This window comes from Collinsella sp. AF16-8, assembly GCF_003462695.1.
In the GTDB taxonomy this organism is placed as follows: domain Bacteria; phylum Actinomycetota; class Coriobacteriia; order Coriobacteriales; family Coriobacteriaceae; genus Collinsella.
Window position 1 is genome coordinate 205,774 of sequence record NZ_QRXX01000003.1, and the last position, 23,349, is coordinate 229,122.

At 60.7% G+C, this 23,349-nt stretch carries 17 protein-coding genes and 1 other RNA gene; 16 read left to right on the forward strand and 2 right to left on the reverse strand.

All coding sequences use genetic code 11. The features are described from left to right. The first annotated feature begins 47 nt into the window (after positions 1-47). The 9 genes from DWW73_RS04420 to gatB all read left to right on the forward strand — a co-directional run bounded on the left by DWW73_RS04420 (position 48) and on the right by gatB (position 13,309). Complete coding sequence (locus tag DWW73_RS04420) at positions 48-254, forward strand: hypothetical protein (protein ID WP_089573188.1); 207 nt, start codon at positions 48-50, stop codon at positions 252-254. A 125-nt stretch (positions 255-379) separates the two neighbouring features. Then, complete coding sequence (locus DWW73_RS04425; RefSeq protein WP_117778865.1) at positions 380-3,355, forward strand: SpaA isopeptide-forming pilin-related protein; 2,976 nt, start codon at positions 380-382, stop codon at positions 3,353-3,355. Next, positions 3,348-5,018, forward strand: coding sequence for a SpaA isopeptide-forming pilin-related protein (locus tag DWW73_RS04430; RefSeq protein WP_158548898.1), 1,671 nt, complete (start codon positions 3,348-3,350; stop codon positions 5,016-5,018). The genes DWW73_RS04425 and DWW73_RS04430 overlap by 8 nt, the downstream gene beginning before the upstream one ends. A 114-nt stretch (positions 5,019-5,132) precedes the next feature. Further along, a complete protein-coding gene (locus DWW73_RS04435; protein ID WP_158548897.1) occupies positions 5,133-6,920 on the forward strand; it encodes a SpaA isopeptide-forming pilin-related protein in 1,788 nt (595 codons plus the stop codon). A gap of 511 nt (positions 6,921-7,431) precedes the next feature. Further along, the gene (locus tag DWW73_RS04440; RefSeq protein ID WP_117563631.1) at positions 7,432-8,400 is read left to right on the forward strand and encodes a MarR family transcriptional regulator; all 969 of its coding nucleotides are present in this window, start codon (positions 7,432-7,434) and stop codon (positions 8,398-8,400) included. Positions 8,401-8,543: 143 nt separating this feature from the next. Further along, positions 8,544-9,461 (forward strand): class C sortase, encoded by a 918-nt coding sequence (locus tag DWW73_RS04445; RefSeq protein ID WP_158550115.1) that lies wholly within the window; start codon positions 8,544-8,546, stop codon positions 9,459-9,461. Positions 9,462-9,807: 346 nt separating this feature from the next. Then, positions 9,808-10,119 carry an Asp-tRNA(Asn)/Glu-tRNA(Gln) amidotransferase subunit GatC gene (gene gatC, locus DWW73_RS04455; RefSeq protein ID WP_055250987.1) on the forward strand — a complete coding sequence of 104 codons (312 nt, stop codon included), beginning with the start codon at positions 9,808-9,810 and terminating at the stop codon, positions 10,117-10,119. Beyond that, positions 10,119-11,633 carry an Asp-tRNA(Asn)/Glu-tRNA(Gln) amidotransferase subunit GatA gene (gatA, locus tag DWW73_RS04460; protein WP_117563628.1) on the forward strand — a complete coding sequence of 505 codons (1,515 nt, stop codon included), beginning with the start codon at positions 10,119-10,121 and terminating at the stop codon, positions 11,631-11,633. The genes gatC and gatA overlap by 1 nt, the downstream gene beginning before the upstream one ends. Further along, entirely contained in the window at positions 11,633-13,309 is a 1,677-nt protein-coding gene (gene gatB, locus DWW73_RS04465; RefSeq protein ID WP_117563627.1) for an Asp-tRNA(Asn)/Glu-tRNA(Gln) amidotransferase subunit GatB, read from the forward strand. The genes gatA and gatB overlap by 1 nt, the downstream gene beginning before the upstream one ends. A gap of 224 nt (positions 13,310-13,533) precedes the next feature. Here gatB and DWW73_RS04470 read toward each other — a convergent pair whose 3' ends face one another. Then, positions 13,534-14,532, reverse strand: a complete 999-nt coding sequence (locus DWW73_RS04470; RefSeq protein ID WP_158550113.1) for an AraC family transcriptional regulator — start codon at positions 14,530-14,532, stop codon at positions 13,534-13,536. A 120-nt stretch (positions 14,533-14,652) separates the two neighbouring features. Here DWW73_RS04470 and DWW73_RS04475 point away from each other — a divergent pair, with 120 nt between their 5' ends. The 6 genes from DWW73_RS04475 (at position 14,653) to DWW73_RS04495 (ending at position 21,781) form a co-directional block, all read left to right on the forward strand. Then, on the forward strand, positions 14,653-16,479 hold the full coding sequence (locus DWW73_RS04475; RefSeq protein ID WP_199407864.1) for an ABC transporter ATP-binding protein: 1,827 nt from the start codon (positions 14,653-14,655) through the stop codon (positions 16,477-16,479). Next, a complete protein-coding gene (locus tag DWW73_RS04480; RefSeq protein ID WP_117563625.1) occupies positions 16,480-18,237 on the forward strand; it encodes an ABC transporter ATP-binding protein in 1,758 nt (585 codons plus the stop codon). A 195-nt stretch (positions 18,238-18,432) separates the two neighbouring features. Beyond that, positions 18,433-18,678: a DUF6110 family protein gene (locus DWW73_RS04485; protein ID WP_055250999.1), complete on the forward strand. Its 246-nt coding sequence runs from the start codon at positions 18,433-18,435 to the stop codon at positions 18,676-18,678. Between the two features lie 78 nt (positions 18,679-18,756). After that, positions 18,757-20,772, forward strand: coding sequence for a heavy metal translocating P-type ATPase (locus DWW73_RS04490; protein ID WP_233509121.1), 2,016 nt, complete (start codon positions 18,757-18,759; stop codon positions 20,770-20,772). Between the two features lie 143 nt (positions 20,773-20,915). Further along, complete coding sequence (locus DWW73_RS10130) at positions 20,916-21,269, forward strand: hypothetical protein (protein ID WP_055251003.1); 354 nt, start codon at positions 20,916-20,918, stop codon at positions 21,267-21,269. Then, positions 21,266-21,781: a PIN domain-containing protein gene (locus DWW73_RS04495; RefSeq protein ID WP_158548894.1), complete on the forward strand. Its 516-nt coding sequence runs from the start codon at positions 21,266-21,268 to the stop codon at positions 21,779-21,781. Before DWW73_RS10130 ends, DWW73_RS04495 begins: the two co-directional genes overlap by 4 nt. Positions 21,782-21,839: 58 nt before the next feature. Here DWW73_RS04495 and DWW73_RS04500 read toward each other — a convergent pair whose 3' ends face one another. Further along, on the reverse strand, positions 21,840-22,274 hold the full coding sequence (locus DWW73_RS04500; RefSeq protein ID WP_117563622.1) for a hypothetical protein: 435 nt from the start codon (positions 22,272-22,274) through the stop codon (positions 21,840-21,842). Between the two features lie 239 nt (positions 22,275-22,513). Here DWW73_RS04500 and ssrA point away from each other — a divergent pair. Continuing rightward, positions 22,514-22,877: a transfer-messenger RNA gene (ssrA, locus tag DWW73_RS04505) on the forward strand. Positions 22,878-23,349 lie beyond the last annotated feature (472 nt).

The following is a 23,349-nucleotide window of genomic DNA, read 5'->3' on the forward strand; positions in this document are numbered from 1 at the left end:
TTGATGGTGAAAGAGCAAGATCGCGGTCTCTTGGGGAGGAGACATCGATGAAAGCGAATTCGGACAAATCTAAGCAGAGTAATAAAGCGACGCGCCGTGTACTGGCAGGCGTTTTGTGCGGAGCCTCCGTTTTGAGCCTGGTACTGTCGCTCGTCATGCCCCCGATCTCGCAGGCCATTGCCAACGATGCCCAGACGGTTTCTACCGAGGAAACTGTAATGGGGGGGGTTCCTCAAGTGAGTCCGCTGCTGTAGATAACACCAGCGAGGATGCCGAAAACCAGAATAGCGACGAGACCAATGGCGGCGAGGCTGGCTCTTCAAATAGTGCTGAGCAGGCTCAGAGTGCGAATGCGGCTTCAGCGAGAGCGACGGCCACCGTGGAGAAGGGAATTTATGTTCCCACGTCTATCGGTATCGGTACGAATATCGATGTCTCCACCCCCGATCCCGGCGTGGCCACCTACGTCGGCCGCGACATGTACATCGGTGGTAAGCCGAGCGACACTAGTAATCTTGATGCGAAGAACGCCCCCACCGGCTCATATGCCGCTGAGGCGGAGGGCCTTACCTTGGTCCGTGGCAAGCTTGCCATGAATCCAGTCAAAGAGAGCTGGCCCTATCAATCAATTGGTGCTGGTTTCCGCTTTGGCACCGTTGGTTTTGGTTCCCAGTTCCGTCCTGTCGCCGGCAGCACCGTGCTTGCGGTGGCCGGAATTAAAAGTGCGATCACCAAGATGAGCGTTGGTTATAGCGGCGACTCGCCGGAGACGACTACCGTTGGCGCTTGGAAGAAAGGCGCTTGGGTCGGACGGCAGAAATCTTCTGAGGGCGCGACTCCTTCCGGCTTTGCCTACACTGCGCAGATCGCAGGCCCCATCACATACTGGCGCGATAACAATGAACGCCAATCCGTGGTGACAACGCAGGGTAATTGGTACGAGGGCATGAACTCTCAGGAAAGCAACCTGTTCAATCAAACTGTTGATTTGACTAATGTCAACAATAACGATTATTCGAGCTACAACGGTGAAGATGGGTACCTCTCGAAGCTATCGAAACAGCTCAACTCGTTTGCAAATACCGGCACGCTCGAGGTTGGTTTCGCGAGCAATCACAACAACTACGTAATCAACAAGTACGACAAGACGGATTGTAATTATGGCCTGGTGTTTGATGAGTCGTATAAGACCATATATTCGGACTGCGCCGATACGTCGCTCAATGGTAAGAAATTCAAGAATAGCGAGCGTCTTATCACGTTTAAGGGCGACAACACCTCTATGCAGCAGGTGTTCACCATCGATGCTTCTCAGCTGAGCAATACATACAACAACGAGTATTATCGTGGCGTTGATTTCGCATTCGAGGGCATTCCCAAGGGCGCCTCGGTTGTTGTGAACGTTACCGGATCTTCGAATATTGAGTTTCACAATGGCTGGCGCTTTTGGTGGAACGGTACCGAGATTTCGCGTGGTTACGAAACTCAATATTCCGGCAAGGAGCTGGGCGAGGCATACGCGACGGCTTCCCAGTCCATCATGTGGAACTTTGTCGATACGCAAAGCCTTACCATTCGAGGCGGCATCGCGGGAGAAAACCGCGCGGACTGGGGATACGGCGGCACAGCCACCGGTGCCAAGTGGACTGACGACGATCCTGCGGCGGCTATGATCGGATCGATTCTCGTTCCCAACGGAAGTTTCGACGACCATGTGACTACCAACGGCCGCGTTTATGTGGGCGTCGATTTCTCAATGAACAGCCCGAAGGTTGCCGCAGCATTTGGTGAGGGTAACTCGGCTTCCGTCATCGATATGGATCAGGAGCGTCACAACTTCCCGTGGTCTGGGTCGTATACGCCCGACGGCTCCGCCGTTGCGTGGAGCAAGGTCGATGCGGCGAACGGCAACACGTCGCTTCCTGGTTCCTCGTGGGCTATCTATGGTTCTGTCGAGAATGCTGTCGCGGGCAAGGACGCTATCGTGACGGTGACTGACGGTGGCGCAAATGATTACGCTTCGGGTGATGGCAAGCTTCAGTTCAACTATCTGAACCAGAAGGCAAACATCGGCAATTCCAACGATACCAACTACTTCACGTATTACATCAAAGAGGAGACGGCGCCGGCTGGCTACCAGAAGTCAGACACCATCTACTATGCCACTATGAACAATACTGGCGAGAAGCCGAACTACGTTCAGGGTTACGTGGATGAGAACGGCAAAAATGTTCCGTTCGAGAATAACCCCACAGGTGCCATTCCCAACACCAAGATCATCACCGGTACGGTGTCTTGGACCAAGGTGGGGGAGGGCGACACAAAACACACTCCTTTGGCTGGTTCTGAGTGGAAACTCACCAAGACTAATGACGCCGATGGTGCGGCCGTTAACCAGTCCTGGACCGTGAGAGATCAGGTGAGCGACCAGTCGACTTCGAGCGATACCACGTGGGTAGACACCGACACCGCGCCTGGCAAGTTCAAGCTCGAGGGCCTGCTGCCGGGCACGTACACGCTTGTTGAGACCCAGGCTCCGTTTGGCTACGAACTGAACAAGAACACCTACAAGTTCACGGTGGACAGCACAAACGGCTCCATTACGTGGAAAGAGAACGAGCAGCCGAACATCGTTGGCGGCACTACGTACATCTCCGACAAGTGCAGTGCTACGTCCGTGAAGATCCCGGTGACCAAATCCGTTCGCAATACGGATTGGCCGAAGGATGCTGACGGCAACTATGTGCCGTTCGAGTTCAGCATTGTGGCTACGGGTGACTATGCAGCCAAAGCCCCCATGCCCGAAGCGCCCAAGATTTCTGTTGCCCCAAAGGCAAGGGAGACCGACGCCGACAAGCCCAACAACATCACGGCGACCTTTGGCGCCATGACGTTCAACAAGTCGCACCTGTCCGATACCCCCGGTACGGCGGGTGACTACGCCAGGACCTACACCTACACGGTGAAGGAGGTCGCGCCTACCACCGGTGCCATCGATAAGCTCCGCTACTCCAAGGCCGAGTACCAGGTTGCCGTCACGGTGGAGGCCGAGCTGAATAAGGCCGGCAAGTACTCCGGCCTCACCACTTCCACCACGGTCACGCAGATGAAGGACGACATGGGCAACGCCCTGGGTGAGAACGGGCAGGGCGTCGTGGTTCAACCCTCCGCCGCCGCGCCCGACGCCATTCCCGACTCCACCTTCACCAACACCTACTCCACCACTCTGCCCCTTTCTGGTATGTCGGGCGTCACTCTGACGTACCTTGCCGGCGCGGCGGCGCTTTGCGCTGCTGCGGCCTGGATGCACATTCGTCGCAAGGCGAATGCGAAGGGAGGCGAGCGTCGTGAATAAGAAAGTTTGCTCCTTCCCGATCTTGTTTGCGCTGCTCGCCCTCTTGATCGGCACCTGCGCGGTTGTGTTCCCCGCATCCGCGCAGGCCGCGCCGAGCGCGACCGGATCCATCACGGTGACAGGCACCGTGGCGCGCAGCTACGACGCCTACCAGATCTTTGACGCCAACGTCGTCGATGACGACAACGACGCCAAGATCGCCACCGACCTTGTCTGGGCAAGCGATGCCGTGCGCGACGCCGCGCTGCCTGTGTTGCACAGCGCCGGCATGCCCAATTCCCAGACCACCGCACAGGAAGCTGCCGAGTGGCTCAACACCGATTCCCGCCTTACGAGCGCGCTGAGCGCACAGCTCGCTCGTTCCCTCCAGAGCTCTGGCGCCGTGTCCGTGGCCCTTAACGCGGGCACGACGGCCGAGCTGCCCTGTGGCTACTGGCTCATCGTCGCCAAAGACGACGCCATCTCCCAAAACGAGGCCGGCACCGCGCCGATCATGGCCCTGGTCGGCGGCAGCGCCGTCACCGTCAAGCCCAAGGCCGCGACGCCCAAGGTCCAAAAGCACGTGCTGGAGGACAGCACCGCCGCATGGCAGAAGGCCGCCGACGCCACGGTCGCCGACGACCTGTACTGGCGCCTCTCGGCCACGGTCCCGGCCGGGCTCACCGCCTACGACACCTATACGGTGCGGTTCGTCGACACCATGAGCGCGGGGCTCGACCCCTCCAAGGTGGCCGCGAGCATGCGTGTGTACGTGGCGGCGGGCGCGGACGGCGGCTTCGACGCCGTCTCGGCCGGCAAGGACGGACGCGCCGGCACCGAGCCCGCGAAGGGCTGGACCGACATCACGGCCCAGTGCGCCACCAAGGTAGCGGCTGACGGCAAGACCTTCACCGTGCGCACCGGCGACCTGATCGCCGCGCTCGGCGGGGCCGACGCCTTCACCGCGGGCGCTCGCGTGGTCGCCGTGTACAATGCGCCGCTCAGTAGCGCGTGCAACCACGGCATCGCGAAGGGCAACCCCAACGAGGTCTACCTGCGCTACCCGCGCTCTCCCTTTGCCGACCAGTCCGGCGACGCCGGCTTCACCCGCACGCCGAGCGACGACGCGTGCGCCTACACCTGGGATCTCGCACTCACCAAGCGCGGCAGCGACGGCGACAAGCCGCTTGCCGGGGCGGTCCTGAGCATCGCCGACGACCGCGGCCGCACACTGGCGGCCGACGGCACGTGGGATGCGGAGGGCAAGGCCACCGTCACCACGGGCGAGGACGGCCACGTGACCGTCTCGGGCGTGGACTCGGGCAAGCTGGAGGTCCGCGAGCTCAAGGCGCCCAAGGGCTACACCGCCTTTGAGGGCACGCGCTCCGTGATGGTCAAGGCCGAGGGTCTGGACGTCGACCAGGTGGCCGCCGCCAAGCCCAAGCTCACCATCACGGCCGAGTCGCCCCTGCGCGCCGACAGCGCGGACGGGTCGACGGGCAGCCTGGAGGCGTCGCTCATCAACACGCCCACCGGCACACCCCCTAGCATTACCACCGGAGGCTTTATGCCCTCGACTGGCGATATGGCAATGTACGCCGCGGCCGCCGCAGCGGTCGCCGGAGCCGCGCTCGTCGTGGTCGCGCTCCTGGTCAAGCGGGGAGGTGGCAGCCATAAAGAGTAGCTGGCAGCCCCACAGAGAGCGGGGCGAGACGTAGCGAAGTAGATGCTAAGACACAGACAGATGATGACCGATCGAATGAGAATCAAACGGAAAACGGAGGAAAAGAAGATGAGCATGAGCAAGAACATCGCACGCCTGGCAGTAACCGCCGGCCTCACGGCAGCGCTGAGCTTCGGCGGCGTGATGGCGCCCGTGACCATGGCGTTTGCTGAGGGTACGAGGTCGACCGTCACGTTCGAGGACGCCGATTACGCTGCGTCCACGACCTATAAGGGTATCCAGATCTTCAAGGCAAAGGTCACGACGACCGGTGGGAATACGACGGTGAGTAGCATCGAATGGGCCAGCTCCGATGCCCAAACTGCTGTCGTAAACGCCATCAAGAAAAAGGATGCATCCTACAAAAGCGAGAACGCACAGGATGCTGCCGATTGGCTTAGCACCAAATCTGAAGTTACCGGGACCGATTCGAAGGTTGCTAGCGACAACGTTCTCAGTCTAATTGCCGATGGCCTGAAGAACAGCACCACCTGGAAGGTGACGAGCGAGGGCAGTGCATCCCTTTCCGGACTCGGCGCCGGCTACTGGCTCTTCCTCACCGCTACTCCCGGTAAGCCTGCTGACAAGTCGACCGATGTGTCCACCTCTCCCGTCTACGCCGTGATCGACGGCGTGAACGCGACGACCGTTACGCCAAAGAAGGGCGTGCCTACTGTCGAGAAGAAGGTCCTCGACGATGCCGACGCCGCCGATGCCACCGACATCAAGGGCTCCAACAAATGGAATGATGTCGCCGATTCCCAGATCGGCCAGGAAGTTAACTACAAGCTTACCGGCACGATCGCCAGCAACTACGCTACCTTTGGCACGTATGCTTACAAGTTCACCGACGGGCTTTCCAATGGCCTTGACTATGTCAAAGGCTCGGTTAAGGTGTACGCGCTGAACGGCGAGACTTACAGCGAGATTGAGTCGAGCAATTATACCGTGACGGATGCTGATGCTAGCAACAACAACACGCTGACGGTCGAGTTCAAGACCGGAGACGGCAAGAAGGGCCTCAAGGACGTCGCGAGCGTGACCGCCGACACCAAGATCGTTGTCTTCTACAAGGCAAAGCTCAACGGCAACGCCGTGATTGGCAATGCAACCGACGGCAACAAGGGCGGTAACCCCAACACCGTCAAGCTCGAGTACTCCAACAACCCGTATGCCGAGGGCACGGGCGAGACGATCGAGGATACCGTCGCCGACTTCGCGTTCAAGCTCAACCTCAACAAGGTCGACCAGGGCACCGAGAGGGGCCTTGCGGGCGCCGTCTTCACCATCCAGTCCGCTGATTCGAACACTCAAGACCAGTATATCGCCTCGAAGGACGACCCCACCGCGGGCGTCGTCGCGGGCCAGCTCGTGACCGTTGCCGACGTCAACCACCTGCCTGACTACGTGACGTTCACGTCCGACAAAGACGGCAAGATCCCCGTCTCCGGCCTCGACGCCGGCTCCTACAAGGTGACCGAGGTCAAGGCCCCCGGCGACTCCTACACCAAGGCCAAACCCTTCACCTTCAAGATCACCCCGACGTATGACGCCGTGACCATGAAGGTGACGGAGCTTAAGGCGGAGGTTTCCGAGTACGACAAGGGCCGCAACGACATCGCCTTCGGTACGCTTGACGACACTGCCGGTGACAACAAACTGAACGGCACGGAAGGCGCCGGCACCAACGCCGCCACCGGTGAGATCACCATCAACGTCGGCAATACCAAGTCCGTCGGCCTCCCGCTGACCGGTCTCAACGGTGTGACCTTCACTTGGATCGCTGGTGGCGCGGTGCTGTGCATCGGCGTGGCGCACCTCATCCGCAGCCGTAAGCAGGCCGAGGAGTCCGAGCAGGAGTAACGCTCGCTCACCCATCCCTTTGGCAGGTGGGATGCGATGGCCATGAGACTTGCGGACACTTTTCTCGTCCATTGACGCTCTTGCTTTGCCATTCTCTTTTCGGGGCAGACTCCGCACTGGAGTCTGCCCCGTTCTTTTTGGGATAACGCAGTCAGCCTCCATCGTCCGATGCGGGCACGCTCGTCATCGCGTTTCTTGACTCGTATGAGGTTCGGTTTAAGGTCCGTAGGCGCACGCGCGATACGGACGGTGGACGGCATTTGCGCCGAAAGCGCAAATAAGAATGCCCGGGGGTCGGATCCCGGGCATTTAACAAAAACTGAAAACTAGGCCGCCCGCGCTCCCAAACATTTACGCGGGGTGCGTCGTTTTCTATTGAGATTGTATCCCGAATCACCCCGCCGATCCGGGATATTTTGAAAACTCAAATGTAGGCTTAGGCACGAACGGTATCTCTTTAATTCCGAAAATTATGTATAATTCCAATACAAACTGGAATCGAACGAAAACAATGGAAATGAACGAAGCGTTAATCTACTTACAAGAAGCACTAGGCCTCTCCGCCAAGACCAAAACTTGGCCTGGATCCGCACGCTTGCCGCTGCATCTGCGGGCGATTGAAGTCCGCGCTGTTGACGCAAACGGTTTTTCGTTTTTGCTTGCAAGTTTGCCTACTGGCGTCGGGCTTCCCGAGGCTAAGAGGGTCTATAGTCAGCTAGCCTTGCGTGCGGAGACTCCTGTTGTCGTTTCGTTTCCTGATGCCGATGCACGTCAGCGCAAAGCATTGGTCGCACAAGGGATTCCGTTTGTTTGCCCCGGCAGACAGGCTTTTCTTCCATTTATGGGCACGGCCTGCACGGAGAGGGGCGGTGCCCGGTTTCGCAATCACGCGACCAAGATGTCACCCAACGCACAGGCTGCCGCAATCTGGGGAGCAGCCCAGGAGCCATATCGCCCCCATGACCTTTGTCGTGCGCTTGGGATCTCGGCAAGCCGCGCGAGTGAGGCCATAACCGAGCTTGTTGACAGGGGGCTCGCGAGGCGCGAGCGTTGCGAGCGACGTGTCGTCGTGTTCCCTGTTGCCGTTGATCTTCTGCTCAGTGAGCACATGGCAGAGCTCTCCTCGCCTGTCTTGAAGGTCTTATTTGCAAGGAAGACGCCGCAGATCGAGTATCTTGTTGACGCCGGGGAGACGGCGCTCGCTGCGCGTTCGATGCTCGCTGCGCCGGGTATGGAACAAAAGGCCGTCTTAAGAAGTGCATGGCGTCAACTGAGTGACCTCGAAGTCGCAGACGGGGAGTTGCCGGATAACGAAACGGCGATGATCCAAGTGTGGCGCTATGCGCCCGTGTTTGCCAACTCCTCCCGTGTCGATGACATTTCGCTTGCGCTATCTTTGGCGGCAATCGACGATGAGCGAATTCAACTCGAAGTCGATCGCATGTTTGGAAAGGAATATCCATGGCAAGAAGCGCTGTAGAAGGTCTCCAAGAATTCGAACCGTAGGCGGCGTTTCGGTCCTAGCTGCGTTGTCCGGTGCATGAGTTTGCTAATCGGCTATTATTTGTTTAGACAACCTGAGTTGTAGAGGAGTGACCGGCGATGGTGCAGGGCGCCAAACATATGAAGAGCAATAACGCTGCGGCCAACGGCGGCTCAAGCCCTCAGCCCAAACCTCAACCAAAGCCCAAGCGCCGCCGCAAGCGGCTGCCGCGCTGGGCCGACCGGCTCATCACCATCGTCATCATCCTTATCGGCGTGGGCCTTATGACCTGGCCGTGGATCTTGGACCGGCTCGAGGCCTCGGGCGTGTTCAACCAGATCAGCACCGTGTCCAGCACCGTGGACGCGCTGTCTGCCGAGGAGCGCGAGCGCATCCTGCTCCAGGCGCGCTCCTTTAACGAACAGCTGGCGGGCGAGGCCACCGAGCTTCCCGCCGACCAGATCGAGCCCTACGCTCAGCAGCTCATCTTTGACCGCGACCCTATGATGAGCTGGGTCGAGATCCCCTCCATCGACGTGAGCATGCCCATCTACCACGGTACGAGCGAGGAAGTCCTTATGGCGGGCGTCGGCCACCTGGAGGGCACGAGCCTGCCGGTGGGCGGCACCTCGACGCATTGCGTGCTCACCGCGCACTCGGGCATGCGCAACCTGAGCATGTTCGACGACATCCACTCGCTGGAGCCCGGCGACCTGGTGCTGCTGCACACCATGAACAAGACGCTCGCCTACAAGATGGTGGACTCCGAGGTGGTGCTGCCCGAGGAGATGGAGTCGCTGACCATCGAGCCCGGCGCCGACAAGGTGACGCTCGTCACCTGCACGCCCTACGGCGTGAACGACCATCGCCTGCTGGTGCATTGCGTGCGCACCAAGTACAACAAGAAGGACGTCGACAAGCAAAAGTCGCTGGCCGGCCGCCACTGGGGCAAGCGCGAGTTTGCCGTGCTCATCGTGGTCCTAGCCATTGTGCTGTTGCTGCTGGACATCGTGATCCACGCGGTCCGCAAGCACCGCAAGGCCAAGGCCTCGGCATAAGACATCGTCCAGAACCACCACAAAGGGGACAGGCACCTTTGTGGTGGTCGGGGCTTCCAAACCATCACAACATTCGATGAAAATTTCGATTTTGGCGAAAAGTGTCGAATGTTGTGATGGTCTTCGTTGTGGGCGAGACGGTTTTCATTGCGGGCGGGATGCTTTTCGTTGCGGACGGGACGGTTTTCGCTATGGACGGTGCGGTTTTGCTGCAGAATCGCCGGCCCGTCGCCTGCCAATCCACCGCTCTCGTTACGTTTTCGCTGCATTTGGGTAAAGCACCTGCTCCAAGCGGCGTTGCCCTGTATACTAGAGCGGTTTAACTGTTATGCGGAAGGGAGCGCCTATGGCACTCAGCGAGAAAGACGTGCGCGGCATCGCCGAGTACGCAAAGATCGCACTGACCGATGACGAGCTCACCCAGATGACGTCCTACATGAACGACGCCGTCCAGATGCTCGAACCCGTCCTGCAATATGACTTGCCCGACGTGGAGCCCACGTTCCATCCTATCGGAAGCCTGTCCAACGTGATGGGCGATGACCTGCGCGAGCCCGAGCGCGATCTGCCGCTCGACGTCGCGCTCGAAAACGCCGGCAGCGCGCGCGACCGCTACTTCCGCGTGCCGTCCATTTTGGGAGAGGGGGAGAGCGAGTAATGGCGCTAAGCTTCGATTCCCTTACCGCCGCCCAGATCGCCGCGGGCGTTGCCGCCGGCGACTTTACCGCTACCGAGGTGGCCCAGGCCTCCCTTGCCGCCATCGAGGCGCGCGAGGGCGGGGTCCAGGCATTCCTGCAGGTGGCGCCCGAGCTTGCGCTCGAGGCCGCTGCGCGCGTGGATGCCGACCGTGCCGCAGGCAAGCCGTTGCCCCCGCTCGCGGGCGTGCCGCTGGCCATTAAGGACAACATGAACCTCGTGGGCACGCGCACCACCTGCGCCTCCCGCATGCTCGGGGACTACCAGAGCGTCTACACCGCCACCTGCGTCCAGCGCATGCTCGATGCCGGCTGCCTGCCCATGGGCAAGGCCAACATGGACGAGTTTGCCTTTGGCAGCTCCACCGAGAGCTCGGCGTTCCACCGCACCAACAACCCCTGGGATACCGAGCGCGTGCCTGGCGGCTCCTCGGGCGGCTCCGCTGCCGCCGTCGCCGCGGGCGAGGTCGCGCTCTCGCTGGGCTCGGACACCGGCGGCTCCATTCGCCAGCCGGCGTCGCTGTGCGGCGTGGTGGGCTTTAAGCCCACGTATGGCGCCGTGAGCCGTTACGGCGTGGTCGCCTTTGGCTCGTCGCTCGACCAGGTGGGTCCCTTTGGCCGCACGGTCGAGGATGTCGCGCTGGCCATGAACGCGCTTACCGGCGCGGGCCACGATCCGTACGACTGCACCAGCCAGGATTGCGCCGTCGACTTTACCGAGCATCTCAACGACAGCATCGAGGGCAAGCGCGTGGGCATCATCCCCGCGTTTATGGAGGCCGAGGGCCTGACCCCCGAGGTCAAGGCCGCTGTTCAGCGCGCCGCCCAGGAGCTGCAGAACCAGGGCGCCGAGCTGGTCGAGGTCGACCTGCCGCACCTGGACGCCGCTATCGCCGCCTACTACGTCATCGGCCCGGCCGAGGCGTTCTCCAACCTGGCCCGCTTCGACGGCATTCGCTACGGCTATCAGGAGGAGGGCTGCGCCAACCTGTCCGACCAGAGCTCGCTTTCGCGCGCCCACGGCTTTGGTGCCGAGGCCAAGCGACGTCAGATGCTCGGCGCCTACCTGCTGAGCTCGGGCGTGTACGACAAGTACTACTACGCTGCGCAAAAGGCCCGCACGCTCATCACGCAGGACTACGACGCCGCGTATGCCAAGGTGGACACCATCCTCATGCCCGCCTCGCCGCGCACGGCCTTTAAGTTTGGCGAGATCAGCGATCCCACGCAGATGTACCTCTCCGACCTGTACACCATTTCGCTTAACATCTGCGGCAACGGCGGAATCTCGGTGCCGCTGGGCCTGGGCGAGGACAGCAAGCTGCCCGTTTCTGCCCAGCTGGTGGGTCCGGCCTTTAAGGACCGTCAGCTGCTCACGTTTGCCCGCGCCTTGGAGCGCGGCTTTGCCGATGCCGCCACGGGTGCGCCCGCGCTTTCCGTCGCGCCCGATTTTGCTGGGAAGGGAGGCGAGCTGTAATGAAGGAGCTTTCCGAGGTCCTGCAGGATTGGGAGGCTGTGATCGGCCTGGAGATCCATACCGAGCTCACCGCACTCGATACCAAGATGTTCTGCAACTGCAAGCTCAGCCACGATGACGAGCCCAACGCCAACGTGTGCCCGGTGTGCCTGGGCCTGCCCGGCGCCCTGCCAGTGCCCAACAAGCGCGCCATCGAGAGCATCGTCAAGGCCGGTCTCGCCACCAACTGCGAGATCCAGCGCCACTCGATGTTCTACCGCAAGCACTACTTCTATCCCGATATGGCCAAGAACTTCCAGACCACGCAGGGCCCGGTCGCCTTTGCCATGTACGGTCACCTGGACCTGGACGTGACCGGTCGCGGTGCCGCCGAGCGCCCCGACTGCGCGTTTGGCGAGGCCGAGGCTCAGAGCCTGGCGAGCGCCTCGGCCAATGCCGAGGGCCTGTCCACGTCCATGTCCTCCACGATGCGCGAGGGCAATCAGCGCGCCGGCCACCTGGCCAGCTATGACGCGTCCAACCTGCAGATGCCCGAGCGTCGCGAGGACGGTTCCTACACGGTGCCCATCCGCATCCTGCGCATCCACATGGAGGAAGACGCCGCCAAGATGGTCCACGTGGGTGGCGCCGAGGGTCGCATTACCGCCGCGGCCGAGTCGCTCGTCGACTACAACCGCTGCGGCACGCCTTTGATTGAGCTCGTGACTGAGCCCGACTTGCGCACGCCCGAGGAAGCACGCCTGTTTATGGAGAAGCTCCGTCGCATCTTTGTGACGCTGGGCATTTCCGATTGCTCCATGGAGAAGGGCTCCATGCGCTGCGACGGCAACGTGTCGCTGCGCCGCCGCGGCGAGACCAAGCTGGGCACCAAGACCGAGCTCAAGAACCTTAACTCGTTTAAGAGTCTGCACGATGGCCTTGCCTACGAGATCTGCCGCCAGGCCGAGGTGCTCGAGGAGGGCGGCATTATCTACCAGGAGACCCGCCACTGGGAGCCCAGCCGCAAGCGCACCGTGGTCATGCGTGTGAAGGAGACGGCCGATGACTATCGTCTGTTCCCCGACCCCGACCTGGCGCCGTTCGACCTGGACGACGAGTTTATCGACCGCTGCCGTGGCGAGATCCCCGAGCTGCCCGATGCCAAGCGCGTCCGTTTTGAGGCCGACTTTGGCATTAAGGCGGCCGACGCCGAGCAGATCGCCGGCGACCCGGAGTTTGCCGACTTCTTTGAGGCCGCCGCTGCCGGTATGGCCGGCAAGGAGGCCCAGACGGTCGCAAACCTGCTGGTCAACGAGATGATCGCCTACCTTAAGGGCGCGGGCGTGTCGCTCGCCGAGTCCGGCATCGCGCCGGCTCAGGTGGCGGCACTCGCCAAGCTGCTGGCGACCGATGCCATCAGCTCCAATCAGGCGCACGAGGTCTTTGAGGCCATGGCTCAGACCGGCGACGATCCCAACAAGATCGTCGACGAGCGCGGCATGCGTCAGGTGAGCGATGCCGGCGCGCTGCAGCCGATCGTGGACGAGGTGCTGGCAAACTGTGCCGATCAGGCGCAGCAGTATCGTGACGGCAACCAGAAGGTCATCGGCTTTTTGGTGGGCCAGTGCATGAAGGCGAGCCGCGGCAAGGGCAACCCGAAGCTCTTCAACGAGTTGCTGAGAACGTCGCTCTCGTAGCTGCGAGGCCGGGGAAGCCCCGAGTCGCCGGGGTATTTCCTCCAAATTTCAAACAGTCCTATGCAAGACGAAGGCCACATTTAGTGGCCTTCTTTGCATGCGGAACTCATTTGGAGCAAACACCCCGGCGACTCGGGGCTTCCCCGGCCAGACGACTCGGCCGTTCGGGTCAGGTGGGCTGGATTGAATTTGGTGAATGAGGGCGTCGTTGGCGCCCTCATTCTTTATAAATGTTGGGAGCGCCAGGTGGTGGGGGTGGTGCCGGTGTGTTGCTTGAAGGCTTGGGCGAAGGCGGCCTGCTGAGGGTAGCCTAGACGCTCTGCCACCTGCGCTATCGTGAGCGCGCTATCGGCCAAAAGGTCCTGTGCTCGCTCCATACGGCGTCTGCGAATGTAGACGCCCAGGGACTCGCCAGTTTGGGCTTTAAAGGTGGCGCATAGCTTGGAGCGGCTTGTGTAGAGCCTCTCGGCCACCTCGTTGATACCCACACGCCTGCCTTTGTCGAGCGCGCGCTCAATCATTACCGTTGCTTCCTCGGCAATGGTCACGCTGGCGCGTGTGTCTGCCGCCTGCTGCGCCTGCTTGTGGGCCGCGCGCGAACAGGCGAGCTCCGCGACCATGGTCTCCACGATGCCTTGCATATAGACGTGTCCGCCTACGGTGCGGGCGCGGTCCTCGTTAATCCGGTGTAGTGTGTGGCAGATGGCGGACGTCGCTTCCTCGTGCCATGGCTCGGCAAACGCCTCAAAGACCCCTGCGAACTCGGTGGGATAGCGGTGCTCCAGTTCGTCAAAATATCCAGGCAAAAAGAGGACCGAGCGCGAGTGGTAGAGCTGCCCTGCAAACAGCGGGCTTAGCTCCTCACCGCAGCTATCTTGGACAAAGCTGCAGATCGCGCTGTTCGGCCACGGTCCATGCAGCGGCTTGAGGTTCGCAGGCGTTATGCCGGCTTCGGGCATGCACATGAGCGTGGGCGCGCTGACCTCGCTCACGCACGCGTACGGTTCGGGCGTGTATTCGGCTAGCTGCATGTTGTGCGTCGGGGTAATGAAATGCTCCATGACGATGCAGGTGGGGGAAAGGGGCATGATCCATGCGCGTCCGTGTGCCCGATCGTTTGCCACCTCGCCGGTAAAGACGGCGCCCTTGCCGGAAAGCTCCAGGCCAAACTGCTCAAACTGCGGTGCGTAGAGCTCGGTTATATCGGTTGCTGCCCGCCGCATTTTCAAAAGCGTCCCCTTCATTTGCGAAAACGTCCACGCCTGGCCCAATTGTGTGCCCTGGCTAACACGCCCATGATAAGTTTCTTACGGTTAACTCTCAAGCCGTTAGAAAGGAATCTCATGGCAAAGGGATCAAAAAAGGAAGGCGGCGGCATCGGCGAGCTACTTGCATATGCCGGTGACCGTAAATTCCTAACGTATTTGGGCATGGCCCTCTCGGCGTTCTCGCAGCTGTTGAGCTTTGGCCCGTACGTGTGCATCTGGCTTGTTGCGCGAGACCTGATTGCCGTGGCGCCCAACTGGAGCGAGGCCGCCGACATCGCGATGTATGGTTGGTGGGCTGTTGGTTTTGCCCTGGCAAGCATCGTGGTCTATTTCGTGGGGCTCATGTGCACGCACCTGTCCGCGTTTCGCTGCGCATCCAATATCCGCAAGGCTACGAGCGAGCATCTGCTTAAGCTGCCGCTCGGCTACTTTGACGCGCACGCCACCGGTGAGCTGCGCCGTATCGTAGACGGCTGTGCCGCCTCCACCGAGACGCTGCTCGCGCACATGCTGCCCGATATCGCCGGTGCCACCGCCATGGTCGTGGGTCTGCTTGTGCTGCTATTTGCCCTCGATTGGCGTTTGGGCGCGGCATGCTTAATCTCGGTCGTCGTTTCGTTTTGCGCCATGGCCGCCATGATGAGCGGCAAGGGCGCCGAGTTTATGAAGGCTTACATGGGCGCGCTGGTCAAGATGAACAAGACCGGCACCGAATACGTACGCGGCATCCCCGTGGTCAAGGTATTCCAGCAGACGGTCTACTCCTTTAAGGCGTTCCACGATGCGATCGCCGAATACGCCGATATGGCACAAAGCTATGCGGGCACGTTTTGCCGAGGTCCGCAGGTACTCAACCTTACCGCGCTCAATGGTCTTGTGACATTCCTGTTGCCCGTGGCGTTGCTGTTGGCGCCGGGCGAGACGGACTTCGCGCATTTTATGGCAAACTTCACGTTTTACGCGATCTTTTCGGCCGTGGTACCGACGGCCATGACCAAGCTCATGTTTGTGGGCGAGGCCTCTCAGATGAGTGCCGATTCGCTGGCTCGCATCCGAAGCGTTATGGATTCCAAGCAGCTCTCCGTGCCCGCCCTGCCCAAGCACCCTGCTGGCAGCGATGTGCGATTTGAGGACGTGAGCTTTACGTACGAGGGTGCCGAGGCGCCTGCCGTCAACCATGCGAGCTTTAGCGTTTCCGCGGGTAGCACCCTCGCCCTGGTGGGTCCCTCGGGCGGCGGTAAGTCAACCTGCGCCAGCCTGATCCCGCGTTTTTGGGATGTTTCCGCAGGCCGTGTGCTCGTAGGCGGTGTGGACGTTCGCGACATGGACCCGCACGAGCTTATGGACCAGGTCGCCTTCGTGTTCCAGACCAACCAGCTGTTCCGGCAAACACTTGCCGATAACGTGCGCGCTTCCAAGCCTACGGCCACTGACGACGAAGTGCGTGCGGCCCTCTCCGCAGCTCAGTGCGACGACATTGTGGCCAAGCTTCCACAGGGCATCAATACCATACTCGGTGCCGGCGGAGCATATCTTTCGGGCGGCGAGGTCCAGCGCGTGGCACTCGCCCGCGCGATCCTTAAAGACGCGCCTATCGTGGTGCTCGATGAGGCCACGGCGTTTGCCGACCCCGAGAACGAGGCGCTCATCCAGCGCGCCTTTAGCAAGCTGGCGGCGGGTCGCACGGTCATTATGATTGCGCACCGACTCTCGACTGTAGTGGGGGCCGACAAGATCGTGGTGCTCAACCAGGGTAGCGTGCAGGAGTCGGGTACCCATGCCGAGTTGCTGTCCCAAGAGGGTCTGTATGCCAAGATGTGGGCCGAATACGAACAGGCCGCGAGCTGGAAAATCACTGCAGCGACCGCGGATGCCGCTGTCACGAAGGGAGGCGAGGCCTAAATGTTCGCCTCATTCCAAAAGAAGTACTTCCTATCCGATAAAGGCGTCGCCGGCGTAAAACGCGGCATTTTCTGGACCACGCTCACCAATCTCATTACCATGGCCGGCATGGGCTTTTTATTCCTGGTTATGGCCGGCTTTGTCGAGCGTCTCGCCAGCGGGGCTGACCTGCCGGATGCCCTGCCGATCGTGGGCGGCCTCCTGGTCTTTTTTGTGTTGCTCTTTGCTTCTAACTGGCAGCAGTATTACTACACCTACTGCATCTTTTACGAGGAGTGCGGCAAGCAGCGTATGGAGATCGCCGAGCGCTTGCGCAAGCTGCCGTTGTCGTTTTTCGGCCGTCGTGATCTGGCCGATCTAACCGAAACCATCATGGGCGACGTTCAGACTATGGAGCACGCCTACAGCCACGTGCTGGGAGAGCTTTGGGGTGCCATCATCGCAAGCGCCATTGTGTTCGTGGCGTCGCTGTTCTTTTGCTGGCAGCTGGCGATCGCGGCGTTTTGGAGCGTTCCCGTGGCCTTTGCCGTGCTGTATCTGACGCGCGGCCCCATGATCCCGGTGTTCGACCATGTGCGTGCCGAGAAGGTCAAGGTCACCGAGGCGATCCAGGAGACGCTCGACTGCGTGCGCGAGATCCGCGCCACCAACCAGGAGGCCCATTATCTTGAGGGACTCAACGCCGTGATCGATGCCGAGGAGCGCGAGACCACCAAAGGCGAGCTCGCCAACGGGCTTTTGGTCAACTCCGCCTTTGCCATCCTGCGCCTGGGGATTGCCACCACGTTGGTCACGGGCGCTGCGATGGTCGCCTCCGGCCAGGTCGACTTTTTGATGATGTTTGCCTTCCTGCTTATGGTGAGCCGCATCTATGCGCCCTTTGATCAGGCGCTGATGCTGATGTCCGAGCTGTTTGCCGCCGAGTCGTCGGCCAAGCGCATGCGTTCCATCATGGAAGAGCCCGTGGCGCGGGGCAGCGAGCAGTTTGAGCCCGTAGGCCACGATGTGGTGTTCGATCACGTGGCATTTGGCTATGGTGCGGGCGAGGACGGCCGCGCCGGCGAGAAAGTTCTTACCGATGTGAGCTTTACCGCCAAGGAAGGCGAGGTCACGGCACTGGTCGGTCCTTCGGGCTCCGGTAAGTCCACGGTGAGCCGCCTGGCCGCGCGCTTTTGGGACGCCACCGAAGGCACGGTCACCGTGGGCGGCGTGGATGTTGCGAGCGTGGATCCCGAGGTGTTGCTGCGCGACTACGCCATTGTGTTCCAAGACGTGCTGCTCTTTGACGACACGGTGATGGGAAACATCCGCCTCGGGCGTCGTGGCGCCACCGATGAGCAAGTGCTTGCGGCTGCGCGTGCCGCCAACTGCGATGAGTTTGTGAGCCGCATGCCGCAGGGTTACAACACCATGATCGGCGAGAACGGCTCCAAGCTGTCCGGCGGTGAGCGCCAGCGCATCTCTATCGCCCGTGCGCTGCTCAAAGACGCGCCTATCGTGCTGTTGGACGAGGCGACGGCGAGCTTGGATGTGGAGAACGAGACCGTGGTTCAGCAGGCGCTCTCCCGTCTGCTTGCAGGTAAGACGGTTATCGTTATTGCCCACCGTATGCGTACGGTGGAAAATGCCGATAAGATCGTTGTACTCAAGGATGGTGTGGTTGCCGAGCAGGGCACTCCGGCGCAGCTCAAGGCGGCAGGTGGAGAATTCGCCCGCATGGTGGCGCTGCAAAAGGAAGCAGCTACCTGGCAGTTGTAAGAAGGGGCAAAGGGACAGTCCCTTTGTCACATTGACAATCGGTTACTCCGCATCGTTAATTTTCAAAAGGTTAGCCATGGCTGACCTAGATAGTTAGATAAAATTGAGATATTTCAAAAGCGTGCTCGAGCAAACTTATTTACTCGGGTGCTGAGGCACCGTGCCGCGTCCAATGCGGCAAAAGGGAGAAGCAACATGAAGAAGTCGACGTTCAATACCCTGCTTGTCGGTGGCGGTTTTCTGCTTGGCACGGCCGGCATCAAGCTGCTTACCAGCGCTCCGGTCAAGAATGCCTGCGTGCAGGGTATCGCGTGTGGCATGCGCATCAAGAACGGCTACCAGGACATGGTCGAGCAGGCCAAGGCTAATGTCGACGACATGGTTGCCGAGGCTGCTTACATCACCCAGAGCGAGGCCGCTGCTGACGAGGCAGCCGAGTAACGCTCCCAGGCACAAACTATGAGATTCTCGATTATTAGCGAGATCCCCGGCAGGACCCGTCTTCAATTGGCGGGTCCTGTGCCAGAGAGCGATCTCGATGCACTTCTTAAGCTTGGCGGCGACATCGACGGCGTGCACAAGGTGCGCGTCTACGGCCGCATCGGCCAGATGGCACTCGAATACGACGAGTCGCGCCGCGATGCCGTGCTGGCCGCCGTCGGTGCGCTCGACGCTCAGGCCATTGCCGACGCAAAGACAGGCTACGTGATGCAGCTTGAGCCACGCAAGCACAAGCTCGTCATGGATCTTGCCACACTTATCGGTGCCCATTACGCACGTCGCTGGTTCTTGCCGACGCCTCTGCGTGCGGTGTTTGTCGTGGCCGGTTACATGGCATTTTTGCGCGCTGCCCTTCATGAGCTCGCGCAGCCGCGCCTGACCGTTCCCGTGCTCGACGCTTCGGCCATCGGCATTTCGTTCGTCAAGCGTGATGTCGACACCGCGGGCCAGACGATGTTCCTGCTCAACGTGGGCGAGCTGCTCGAGGACTACACCCGCGCCATGAGCGAAAACGAGCTCATCAACTCGCTGCTCGATGTGCCCGACAAGGCGCAAAAGGTCGTCGGCGACACCGAGGTAAGCGTTGCCGCCACCGAGCTCGAGCACGGCGACTTGGTCGCCGTGCGCACCGGCATGTCCATCTGCATCGACGGTGTTGTCGAGCAGGGGAGCGCTATGGTCAACCAGGCGACCCTGACCGGCGAGCCGCTGGCCGTCGAGCGCAGCGTGGGCGACGACGTGTTCGCCGGTACCGTCGTGGAAGACGGCGGCATCTTGGTGCGCGTGCGCGCCAATACGGCGCAAACCAAACTGCGCTCAATCGTCTCGCTCGTGCAGACGGCCGACTCGCTCAAGTCCGAGGGCCAGTCGCATATGGAGGACCTTGCCAACAAGATCGTCCCGTGGAACTTCCTGCTCGCGGGCCTGGTTGCGCTTACTACCCGCAGCCTCATCAAGACCTCGGCGGCACTGATGGTCGACTACTCGTGCGCACTCAAGCTCACGGGTTCCGTTGCCGTCATGACCGCTATGAGCGATGCTGCCAAGATGGGCGTCATGGTCAAGGGCGCGAAGTACTTTGAGTCGTTTGCCAAGGCCGACACCATTGTGTTTGACAAGACCGGCACGCTTACCGAGGCGCAGCCGCGTCTTGCCTGCGTGCTCACCACCGATGGCTGGAGCGAGGACGAGGTCCTGCGCCTTTCCGCTTGCTTGGAGGAGCATTTTCCGCATCCGGTGGCGCGTGCCGTGGTCAATGCGGCACGCGAGCGTGGGCTCGAGCACCGCGAGCGCCATGCTGCTGTCGAATACATCGTGGCGCACGGCATCGCTTCGTCCATTGAAGGGCGTCGCGCGATTATCGGCTCGGCACACTTTGTGTTTGAGGACGAGGGCGCGCAGCTCGATTCCGACATTAAGGAGCGCATTGAGTCTCAGATGCAGGGCCTGTCACCGCTGTATCTGGCGGTCGATGGCAAGGTCGTCGGCGTGCTCGGCATCGAGGATCCGCTCAAGCCCGGGGTCCGCGAGGCAATCGCCGACCTGCATGCGCTGGGCGTCAAGCATGTCGTTATGCTCACGGGCGACTCCGAGCGCACGGCCGAGCGCATTGCGCGAGAGGCGGGTGTCGACGAGTTTAAGGCCGAACTGCTGCCCGAGGACAAGTACGCCTATGTGGAGCGCATTAAGAGCGAGGGGCGCCATGTTGCCATGGTGGGCGACGGCGTCAACGATTCGCCGGCGCTCGGTTTGGCCGACGTGGGCTTGGCGATGGGTGGCGGAAGCGACATCGCCAAGGAGGTCGCCGATATCATCCTGACCGATACGGATCTTGCCGCAATCGTGCGCCTGCGCCGCATGAGTCAGGGCCTCATTGATCGTCTGACGAGCTCCTACTCTAAGGTGATGCTCACCAACTCGGCGCTGTTGGCATTGGGTATTACCGGCATGATCACTCCGCAGACGTCGTCACTGCTGCACAACGGCTCAACGATCGCCTACAGCCTGGGCAACGCAAAGGCGTACCTGCGTTAGCAGACGTGTTCGCCCACGTTATCTGGCCTGCGCCCAGACGGCATCGGTGTCGTCCGAGCGCAGGCCTTTTGCGTTTGACCATGTGCTAGCTTCTCTATATAGTGTTGCTAGCAGGGCTAGCAATTGAAGGGAGCGGGATCGGCGTGGGTGCTGTTAGCGGCATGGCGCAGGTGAACGTTCGCGTAGATCGCCAGGTCAAGAACCGTGCCGAGGAGGTGCTGCGGCTTTCGGGTGGGTCACTGCCCGAGCTCATCAAAAAGGTGGTGGCTAAGGTCGCGCAGGGTGGCGGGCAGTGCGAGGAAGTGCTTGCGGCCGTCGACGACCGGCAGCAGACCGTCGCGCCCGATGCACCGTTCGCCGCATCATGGGCGGTGGCGGATCAGCTTTACGCGGATCTGGGCATCGCTACGTCGCCCGTATCCGACGATCGCGATTGGGACACAATCTATTCCGAAGCCATGGACGAGCGCTATCGCCAAAAGGGGATGATCCTGTGAGCAGGGCTTCCCTCAAAATAATGGTGGATGCCAACGTATGGGTTGATTCGTTTTGCGTCGACCATGCCGAGTCGCTTGCCGCGCGTGCGTTTATTGGGCGGGCGACGGAATCGGGCGCAACGTTGCTCTTTCCAGTACATATCGCCAAGGACGTGCTGTACGTTGTCCAGCACGAACTGAAGCGTAGCGTTCTTGCCAGCGGGGGAGCGCTCGACGAGGCTTCTGCCCGCGCGATTGGCGATGCGGCGCTGGCGTTTGTTCGGAATATGACCGAAAACGCCACGGCCGTGGGTGCAGATGCGTCGGACCTTTGGCTGGCCGACAAATACGTAGCGCTCCATCGCGATTACGAGGACAACTTGGTGCTCGCCGCGTGCAAGCGCGCGCAGGTCGATTACTTGGTGACCAACGATCGCAAGCTGCTCGAACATGCCGATCTTGCAGCAAAGACCCCGCGCCAAATGATGCCGATTCTGGCTTTGGCCGAACGCGGCCGCGCGGCTATCGGTTGACGCAAACTGTTTGCGGGCCTCTTGGACGACGATGCGCCAAGGGGCCCGCGTCTGCTATTTACAAAAGCTCGGCCTTAATGGCGGGACTTTCTGCGAGCTGCTCGGCTGCCTTTTCGTCGGAGCTATCGAGTGCTGCCAGGCTTCGGTAGACCCACTCGTTGACCTGGGTGTTCTTGACGCCTGCGGTCTGCATAAGGGCGCCTACCTCGCGGATTGCTGCGAACAGATCGGCCTTGGGGCCCGCGAGCTCGACCTCGATACCGTGGTAGGCAGCCACGCCGCGGTTCTCACTCACGTGGTCGATAAAGCCCTCGACGGTCTCAAGCTGCTGAGTGAGAGCTGCATCATCGTCAGCGTCCAGCGCGACGAGTGCGTTCGATACCGTGAGGGCGGGATGTCCGCAGGGGACAAAGCCCTCGATGACATCCATAGCTTCGGTAATGGTTGCGCCTAGGCCTGCGAGGGCATTGACGAGTTGCTGCTTGGTATCCATAACGGTCCTTTCGACGGGTCAATTTTGCTTGGCGAAAATATACGTGACGCGATCGGTAGCAAAAGTGCGAAGTGTGGCGCACATTGGGGTCTTCACAGCTCGTGCATAGAACAGCTGTCCGCTTTCAGAACGTGGTAAGATAACACTCCACAAGCGGGGCTTGCCCCGCATGTTCCTTGAAAAGTCGACGGTTATCGGGTGTTTGCAGGCCCGATACCATCCAGACTTTCCCGACATTCGGGGGCGACTGGTTTCGACACGATAGCTCTGAGAGAGGAAGCAAGCCGAGGTCTCCTCGCCTCGTTAAACAGGGGTACCGTCAAATTGAATTGACAACAACTCTTCTTTTGAGCCTATGGCTCTCGCTGCTTAGTTTATAGCGGCGCGTCAACCCGGTGATTTCCCCGACACCGGCGCGACGTCATGTTAGGGGAATGCTCCTGCGCACGTAATCGGTATGGCGCAGGCTAAGACCGAACCGGTTAGGACACCGCGAGCGTGTCGCTGCGCGCAAAGCGTCCGAGACTAAACCAGCGACTGAGCTTGGAGATGCCAATCAGGGGGCTTTCGTGGACCGGAGTTCGATTCTCCGCGCCTCCACCATAAGTAACAGGCAGGTAGATACTCATATCTACCTGCCTTTTTATTTCTTGTCCGCACCGCGGAGAATCGAACTCTGTGCAGGGCGCGGGCGTAAAGAAAACGCGTAAGCGTTTTTAGCCCGCGGGCGAGGACGCCGGCAGGTGGCCGAAGCCGGTGCGGATTTGCGAAGCAAATACGCGGATTCTCCGCGCAAAGCCCCAGCCAAAACAGATGTGCTGCCGACGGCATTTCTGCTGGCTGTGCCCCGCGCCGACAGATCCCCTTCATCCGCGGAGAATCGAACTCTGTTTAGGGCGCGGACGTTAAGCAAACGCTACGGCAACGCAGGGTGGGACACGCTTTCCTAACGGCGGCCCAGGCGGAAAATCCATCCCGGAATTCCGGCTCAGACTGGGGTGCAGTTTCCGGATGACGCCTCAAGCGGAAACTGCATCCCGGAATCTTCATTCGGAATGGGATGCAATTTCCAAAT